The following is a 7,382-nucleotide window of genomic DNA, read 5'->3' as shown; positions in this document are numbered from 1 at the left end:
ACCAACGCAAGGACTTCCTTCACAAGCTGTCGAGACGGATCGTTGACGAGAACCAAGTCATCGTCGTGGAGACATTGTCATCGAAGGACATGATGAAGAACCACAAGGTCGCCAAATCGATTGCAGATGTCAGTTGGTATGAGTTCGTCCGACAGCTAGAATACAAATGCAAGTTCTACGGACGGACGCTCATCATGGCAGACCCCTGGTACGCATCGACGCAGATCTGTTCTTCTTGCGGAGTAAAAGGCGAGAAGAAGACGATGGATGTCCGTGAATGGACGTGTATTCATTGTGGTGCGTACCATGACCGTGACATCAACGCGAGCCTCAACCTATTGATGTTGGCCGACTGACAACCATTCAGGGCAGGGACTGCCCGACGAGCTTGGTAAATAACCGTGGCTGGTAAGAGCACGGTCTTCCCAAGAAGCTCCCACTTCAATTTGTGAAGCAAATAAGTGGCGAGTAGTTCACTCTCAAAGATTGATCGTTCGTTCTTGTATCTATATAAGAGTGCCTGTCCGTCGTCCCGCCTACGAATTAAGCCGGGACGCTTTTTTTGCATTACTCGAAAAAAATTCCGTGATTCGACTTGTAAATCGAATTTATTTTGATATGATGAATCTAGAGACGGAAAAAAATTCTTTTTCAGGGGTGACAATATGGAAATTGGTTTGATTGGTTTAGGAAAGATGGGCTACAACTTAGCCCTCAACTTGAGTGACCACGGACATACGGTCGTCGGGACGGACGTCGGGGACGTCACATCGGACGCGTTCACCATCGTGCCGACGCTCGAGGATGTCGTGAGCAAGCTGTCGACGCCACGCGTCATCTGGGCGATGGTCCCTGCCGGAGACGTCACGGAAACGGTGCTCGCGGAACTATATGAGCGACTCGAACCGGGCGACATCGTCATTGACGGTGGGAACTCGAACTACAAGCTCTCGGTCGCACGCGCCGAACAGTTCGCCGAGAAGGACATCAAGTTCTTTGACTGCGGAACGAGCGGCGGGACGGACGGTGCCCGGAACGGTGCCTGTACGATGGTCGGGGGTGACGCCGACGCGTGGCCGACAATCGAGCCAATCTTCAAAGACTTGTCTGTCGAGAACGGCTACCTGTATACAGGACCTGCCGGAAGTGGTCACTTCTTGAAGATGATCCATAACGGAATCGAGTACGGGATGATGCAGGCAATCGCCGAAGGGTTCGACATTCTCGAGAAAAGCCCGTTCGATTACGACTACGAACAAGTCGCACGTGTGTGGAATCACGGGTCGGTCGTCCGCTCTTGGCTCATGGAGCTCACAGAGAACGCCTTCAAGAAAGATGCAAAGCTCGATGAAATCCGTGGGGTCATGCATTCGTCGGGTGAAGGCAAGTGGACGATCGAAACGGCGCTCGACCTTCAGGCAGCCGCACCGGTCATCGCCTTGTCGCTCATGATGCGCTACCGCTCCCTTGAAGACGACACGTTCTCAGGTAAAGTCGTCGCCGCGCTCCGCAACGAGTTCGGTGGTCATGCGGTCGTCAAGAAGTAAGAAATGCGGAAAAGGTCACGGGGAGTTGACCTTTTCCTTTGTCAGAAACTGTAAACGGTTACATATTAAACTTTAGGGGGAAAACCCAATGTCTGGCTCAACACTTATTTTGATCGCCTTAGCCGGGATCTTCTTGCTCTTATTTTTAGTCATTCGCACAAAGCTTCACGCATTCGTTTCGTTGTTACTTGTCAGTTTAATCGTCGGGGTCGCTGCAGGCATGCCACTCGGGGACGTCATCGCCTCCATCCAAAGCGGGATGGGCGGAACGCTCGGCTTCGTCGCCGTCGTCGTCGGTCTCGGCGCGATGTTCGGGAAAATGCTTGAAGTATCAGGTGGCGCGGAACGCCTCGCCCAGACGCTCGTCAGTAAGTTCGGGGAAGACAAGGCACAATGGGCACTCGGGATCACCGGGTTCATCGTCGCCGTTCCGGTCTTCTTCGATGTCGGTTTCATCATTCTTGTCCCAATCGTATACGGTCTCGCCAAAAAGACGGGACGTTCGCTTCTCTACTATGGAATTCCGCTCCTCGCGGGTCTTGCGGTCACGCACAGCTTCATCCCGCCGACACCTGGTCCGATCGCGGTTGCGAACTTGATCGGTGCCGACCTCGGTTGGGTCATCTTGTTCGGTGTTCTCGCCGGGATTCCAGCGATGATTTTAGCCGGTCCTGTTTTTGGGAAGTATATTGCTAAGAAGATTCATGTGACGATTCCGGATTACATGGAATTCAAAGAAATCGATACATCGAAAGAATTGCCAAGCTTCAAAATGATCTTGTCGCTCATCTTGATCCCGCTCGTGTTGATCCTAGCGAACACGCTCTCTGCGGTACTCTTAGATGAAGGTAACGCCGTCCGTGACTTCTTGACGTTCCTCGGACACCCGTTCGTCGCCTTGACGATTGCGACGCTTCTCACGTTCGTCTTCCTCGGGACACGCCGTGGGTATTCACGTGACGAAGTACAGGAGATCGCAACGAAAGCACTCGAACCAGCCGGGATCATCATCCTCGTCACAGGGGCCGGTGGTGTGTTCAAACAAGTACTCATCGACTCTGGTGTCGGTGACGTGCTCGGTGAAATGATGGCTGGTTCACCACTGCCGGCAATCGTCCTCGCCTTCTTGATCGCGACGGTCGTCCGTGTCGCCCAAGGATCAGCAACGGTCTCGATGGTCACAGCAGCCGGACTCATCACACCGCTACTTGAAATCCAAAACATCACGGGCGCAGCACTCGGTTTGATCGTTATCGCCATCGCCTCAGGGGCGACTGTCCTCTCGCACGTCAACGATTCAGGTTTCTGGCTCGTCAACCGCTACTTCGGTCTTGACGTGAAAGATACGCTCAAGTCATGGACGATCATGGAAACGATTATCGGACTCACCGGCTTTGCCGTCGTGTTCTTGATTAGCCTATTTATCATCTAAGTTAGGAAGTGATTGTGTGTTTACGATTGGGGTCGATATCGGGACGACGAGTACGAAAGCTGTCCTGTTCAACGGTCATCAACAATTGGCGGTACATAACGTGTTGTATCCGCTTCTCACGCCCGATACGGAGACGGCCGAGCAAGACCCGGTCGTCATCTATGGGGCCGTGCTCGAAGCCATCTCGGCGGTCCGCGCCAAAGCGGACGGTCCGATTCGCTTCGCATCGTTCAGTTCGGCGATGCACAGCCTGATCGCACTCGATGCATCAGGACGTCCGCTCACGAACAGCATCACGTGGGCCGACAGCCGGGCGAACCCGTATACGCAAGAAATCAAACGCGACTTTGACGCGAGCGCCCTCCATATGCGCACCGGTACCCCGGTCCACCCGATGGCACCGCTGTCGAAGCTGCGCTGGTTGAAATCCGAACATCCTGACGTCTTTGGACAGACAGCCAAGTTCGTCTCCATCAAAGAGTATGTCTTTTATCGATTGACGGGACGCTTCGTCGTCGACCACTCCATCGCCTCGGCGACAGGACTCTTCAATTTGAAACAACAGGATTGGGACACAGAAGCACTTGAAGTTGCCGGTGTGACACCAGATCGTTTATCCGAGCTCGTGCCGACGACAGAGATTTTACACGTGACACCTGACGTGACCGAGACGCTCGGCTGGGACTTCCCGCTCGTTATCGGGGCAAGCGACGGCGTGCTCTCGAACCTCGGTGTCGGTGCCTTCGAACAAGGGGTCGTCGCCGTGACGATCGGGACGAGTGGCGCCATTCGGACGGTCGTCTCTGAACCGGTCGAAGATCCGAAAGGTCGCATCTTCTGTTATGCGCTGACGGACAAGCATTGGGTGATCGGTGGACCGGTCAATAACGGTGGGATCATCCTCCGCTGGCTTCGTGACGAGTTCGCAGCAAGTGAGGTCGAGACGGCGAAACGGCTCGGCATCGATGCGTACGACGTGTTGACGCGAATCGCCGAGACGGTCAAACCGGGTGCGGACGGTCTCCTGTTCCATCCGTATTTGATGGGTGAACGCGCCCCACTTTGGGATTCGAATGCACGGGGTTCCTTCTTCGGGCTCAGCATTCACCATAAGCGCGAACACTTCATTCGTGCCGTATTGGAAGGCGTCATCTTCAACCTGTATACGGTCATGCTCGCACTCGACGAGTTGACGGGTGCGCCGAACCGCATCCATGCGACAGGTGGCTTTGCCCAGTCGAGCCTCTGGCGTCAAATGATGGCGGACATCTTCGACACACCGGTCGTCGTGCCGGAAAGTCACGAAAGCTCATGCCTCGGGGCCGTCATGCTCGGAGAATATGCATTCGGGGACATTGAGGAGTTCCAAGAAGTGCCGCAAGTGACCCACGAGCATGCACCGAACATGGAAGCGACGAACGTCTATCGGGAGCTTTTGCCGATCTACATTCGCCTGTCGCGTCATCTGTCGGAAGAATATGAAGCCATTTCGGCGTTTCAACGGAAGCATGTGTGACGTCAAACCGAGTCCTTCAAGGGCTCGGTTTTTTGAATCATGACAGGAGATTTCGTTTCATACATGGAAAGTAAGTGCGAGGTTGAACTGTCAACATTAGAGAAGGGATTGGTCAAATGGCGATCGCAATCGGATATCTCATTGCAAGTTTAGGCGCATTCGTGGCGTATTGGTTCAGTACGGGCGAAGAACGAAATACAAAATTTAAAATATGGGGTGTTGCGCTCATGATCCCCATTTCACCAGCACTAGCCTTTTCAATCGGACTCTCCTACGCCATCAGTATGCAGAACGGTTGGGCCGGATTGATTATGTGGTTTATTTTCCCTGCAATCTTCTTTAGTGGTCTTGCGCTTCTATTGGTCGGTCTATTCAAAAAAGAAAAGAAAGTCGTTTGAGCGATATGATGATCATACTCACGACACCACGTTGCCTCATCCGCCCTTTCGAACGACAAGACATCGAGTCGTTCATGACCTATCGGAACGACTTGGACTGGATGAAGCATCAATCGTTTAAAGGTCTTAGCTATACGGAATACGAGAACGCTCTACTCGGCGAACAATCGCTTCAACACGGCATGCAACTCGCCATCATCAACCAAGCGACGGATGAGTTGATTGGGGACGTGTATATCCACCAAGAAGGTACGACGTATTGGATTGGCTATACCATCACGCCAACTCGTGCTCGCCAAGGTTATGCATTCGAGGTGATGTCGGGATTGATTCGTCACTTGGCCGACCAAGGAGCAGAAGCGTTCAAAGCCGGCGTCCTTGAGACGAACGAAGCGTCGATCGCGCTATTGAAGAAATTGAACTTCACCTATCTCACGACAGAACTCGACGAACAAATTTATCGTCTCGATGTCTCGGATATGTGATAAGGTATGTGTCATATGTCGCTTGTTTTTTGACTCGAGGGAGCTATTGTCAGAATGAAGAAACGCGTTCTATTGCTTATGTCTATTTTTTTGTTGATCGGTACTTTGTCACAAGCGGCGATCCCGGAACCGAAAGCGTATAATGACCCGAGTCTCATCTATCTGACGCTTGATGATGGACCGAACTGGAAAACGGGAAAACTGCTCGACGTGTTGAAGAAGCATCAGGTGAAGGCGACCTTTTTCATCCTCGGGAAGAACATCGAGGGAAATGAGCATCTCCTCCATCGAATCGTTGCTGAGGGTCACTTGATTGCCTTACACGGGATGAGGCACGACCGGGAAGAGTTTTATGAAACGCCGGTGACAGCGGTACAACAGATGCAGGAAGTGCAAGCGCTCATTTATGAAGTGACGGGCATCCATACGAGTATGGCCCGAACCATTTACGGGAGTGACGCCGGCATGACACCTGCACACTGGCAAGCGATGACTGAAGCCGGGTTTGAGATTTGGGACTGGAATGTCGGCAGTCTCGATCACGTGTATAAGAAAGACAATGCCCGGGTCGAGCAGCGCGTGTTCAATCGACTCGAGGCGAATCGTGCTGCGAATATTGCTTCCATCATCTTGGCGCACGATCATTCGATGACACCGGAAGCACTCGATACAATCATCCGCTATGCGAAAGAGCGGGACTACGAATTTCGGACGCTCGAAGGCGTTCACCCGCCCCATAACTTTTCAGATGCGTGGGAACCACACGCTGACGAACATACAACCCCATGACTGTAGGCCATCTCGTGGTCTACAGTTTTTTTCACATGAAAAGCGCATCGGGATTCCGATGCGCCTTGTCTATCCGACGACACTTTCTGTCACGTGCGTACGGTTTCTGCCACTATTTTTTGCTTCGTACAAGCATTCATCTGCCAGACGAATCATCTCGCGAAGGTGCTCGCTCTTCCCGTTCGCAATTCCGATTGAAACGGAAAGATGAATCCGTTCGCCATCGAGCAGCTTGAACTCATGCTTGGAGATGCTGCTCCGAATCCTCTCCGCCACGTTGACCACCTCGGTCTGAGAGAGCATCGGAATCAAGATGCCGAACTCTTCTCCACCAATCCGCGCTTTAATGTCTTGATTCCGCGTCTCTCGGTGTAACAGTTCTGCAAATTGCTTCAACACCTCATCCCCGTTCGCGTGGCCATATTGATCGTTGATTTGTTTGAAGTGATCGATATCTAAAATCAAGACGTTGCACGTCGCATATTGCCCTTTGAACTTTTTCATCTGCATCTCCCATGCCCGACGGTTGGCGAGACCCGTCAAGTGGTCCGTCTCCGCCGAGATTTTATACTCTCGCACACGGTGATGAATGAGGTACAGGTCAATATTCAACATGGTGATCAATAACCCGATCGGGAAGCTGATCAGCGTGACCAACAACGCGACATCGAGAGCACGTTCCGTAAACCCGCCGCCGACAAGGATTCCCATGGCTGCGACCAAACACGTCCACACATTCAACGTGAGACCAAATTGGAAAAGCCGCTTCTGTAGCCAAACAATCCGATATGTCAGAATCGTCCCGATCACCATCGTAAAGAGGGCAACGCAGGCCACGATTGAGTAAAAATCGATGCCGTAGCTGAATCGATGAATCGACATAATCGTGGCTGCGATGAACAATGGTGAGACCAAACGGTAAAATCCGAGTAAAAGGAGAACGAGAAACCGAAAATCAATTTTTACGGTATTCTCAAATTGAACGCTTTGCATGATTAGAAAAATCCCGAAACAGCCTGATAACACACCGATGAGGAGTTTCTGAATGTGTACATGTCTCGTATGATAGTTCATGATCTTCGAGATGAAATAGATGCCATTGACACTCCCACGGCTAAAGCCGCAAACTCACCCTTCGGGATGAGTGGGATTCTGAAGTGCTTGTGCGAGCGCAGTCCATTTCTGTTTTGCTCAAACCTCCAGATGAGGGTGTGC

The 7,382-nt window shown here is 52.1% G+C and carries 8 protein-coding genes; 7 read left to right on the top strand and 1 reads right to left on the bottom strand.

The genetic code is table 11. The annotated features are described in order from the left end of the window. The 7 genes from PQI28_RS15415 to PQI28_RS15385 all read left to right on the top strand — a co-directional run. Positions 1 to 356, top strand: a 356-nt coding sequence (locus PQI28_RS15415) for an RNA-guided endonuclease TnpB family protein (RefSeq protein ID WP_339963816.1), incomplete at its 5' end; no start/stop codon positions are given. A gap of 309 nt (positions 357 to 665) precedes the next feature. Beyond that, positions 666 to 1,547 (top strand): phosphogluconate dehydrogenase (NAD(+)-dependent, decarboxylating), encoded by an 882-nt coding sequence (gene gnd, locus PQI28_RS15410; RefSeq protein ID WP_339963815.1) that lies wholly within the window; start codon positions 666 to 668, stop codon positions 1,545 to 1,547. Between the two features lie 88 nt (positions 1,548 to 1,635). Further along, complete coding sequence (locus PQI28_RS15405; RefSeq protein ID WP_214744448.1) at positions 1,636 to 2,979, top strand: GntT/GntP/DsdX family permease; 1,344 nt, start codon at positions 1,636 to 1,638, stop codon at positions 2,977 to 2,979. 16 nt (positions 2,980 to 2,995) lie between these two features. Continuing rightward, positions 2,996 to 4,495: a gluconokinase gene (gene gntK / locus PQI28_RS15400; protein ID WP_339963814.1), complete on the top strand. Its 1,500-nt coding sequence runs from the start codon at positions 2,996 to 2,998 to the stop codon at positions 4,493 to 4,495. A 116-nt stretch (positions 4,496 to 4,611) separates the two neighbouring features. Continuing rightward, the gene (locus PQI28_RS15395; RefSeq protein WP_339963813.1) at positions 4,612 to 4,893 is read left to right on the top strand and encodes a hypothetical protein; all 282 of its coding nucleotides are present in this window, start codon (positions 4,612 to 4,614) and stop codon (positions 4,891 to 4,893) included. Between the two features lie 5 nt (positions 4,894 to 4,898). Continuing rightward, entirely contained in the window at positions 4,899 to 5,378 is a 480-nt protein-coding gene (locus tag PQI28_RS15390; protein ID WP_339963812.1) for a GNAT family N-acetyltransferase, read from the top strand. Between the two features lie 54 nt (positions 5,379 to 5,432). After that, complete coding sequence (locus PQI28_RS15385; RefSeq protein ID WP_339963811.1) at positions 5,433 to 6,167, top strand: polysaccharide deacetylase family protein; 735 nt, start codon at positions 5,433 to 5,435, stop codon at positions 6,165 to 6,167. Between the two features lie 69 nt (positions 6,168 to 6,236). On the opposite strand, the gene PQI28_RS15380 is transcribed toward PQI28_RS15385, so the two are convergent. Next, positions 6,237 to 7,160 carry a GGDEF domain-containing protein gene (locus tag PQI28_RS15380; protein ID WP_445236764.1) on the bottom strand — a complete coding sequence of 308 codons (924 nt, stop codon included), beginning with the start codon at positions 7,158 to 7,160 and terminating at the stop codon, positions 6,237 to 6,239. Positions 7,161 to 7,382 lie beyond the last annotated feature (222 nt).

It is taken from the genome of Exiguobacterium sp. USCH10 (genome assembly GCF_037619445.1).
Taxonomy (GTDB): domain Bacteria; phylum Bacillota; class Bacilli; order Exiguobacteriales; family Exiguobacteriaceae; genus Exiguobacterium; species Exiguobacterium aestuarii_A.
The sequence above is the reverse complement of the archived record's forward strand: the minus strand, read 5'-3'. Positions and strand labels throughout refer to the sequence as shown.

Excerpts from the sequence above, each read along its gene's own strand:
- gnd (WP_339963815.1), top strand. The coding sequence starts at position 666 with ATGGAAATTGGTTTGATTGGTTTAGGAAAGATGGGCTACAACTTAGCC.
- PQI28_RS15405 (WP_214744448.1), top strand. The coding sequence starts at position 1,636 with ATGTCTGGCTCAACACTTATTTTGATCGCCTTAGCCGGGATCTTCTTG.
- PQI28_RS15395 (WP_339963813.1), top strand. The coding sequence starts at position 4,612 with ATGGCGATCGCAATCGGATATCTCATTGCAAGTTTAGGCGCATTCGTG.
- PQI28_RS15390 (WP_339963812.1), top strand. The coding sequence starts at position 4,899 with ATGATGATCATACTCACGACACCACGTTGCCTCATCCGCCCTTTCGAA.
- PQI28_RS15385 (WP_339963811.1), top strand. The coding sequence starts at position 5,433 with ATGAAGAAACGCGTTCTATTGCTTATGTCTATTTTTTTGTTGATCGGT.
- PQI28_RS15380 (WP_445236764.1), bottom strand. The coding sequence starts at position 7,160 with ATGCAAAGCGTTCAATTTGAGAATACCGTAAAAATTGATTTTCGGTTT.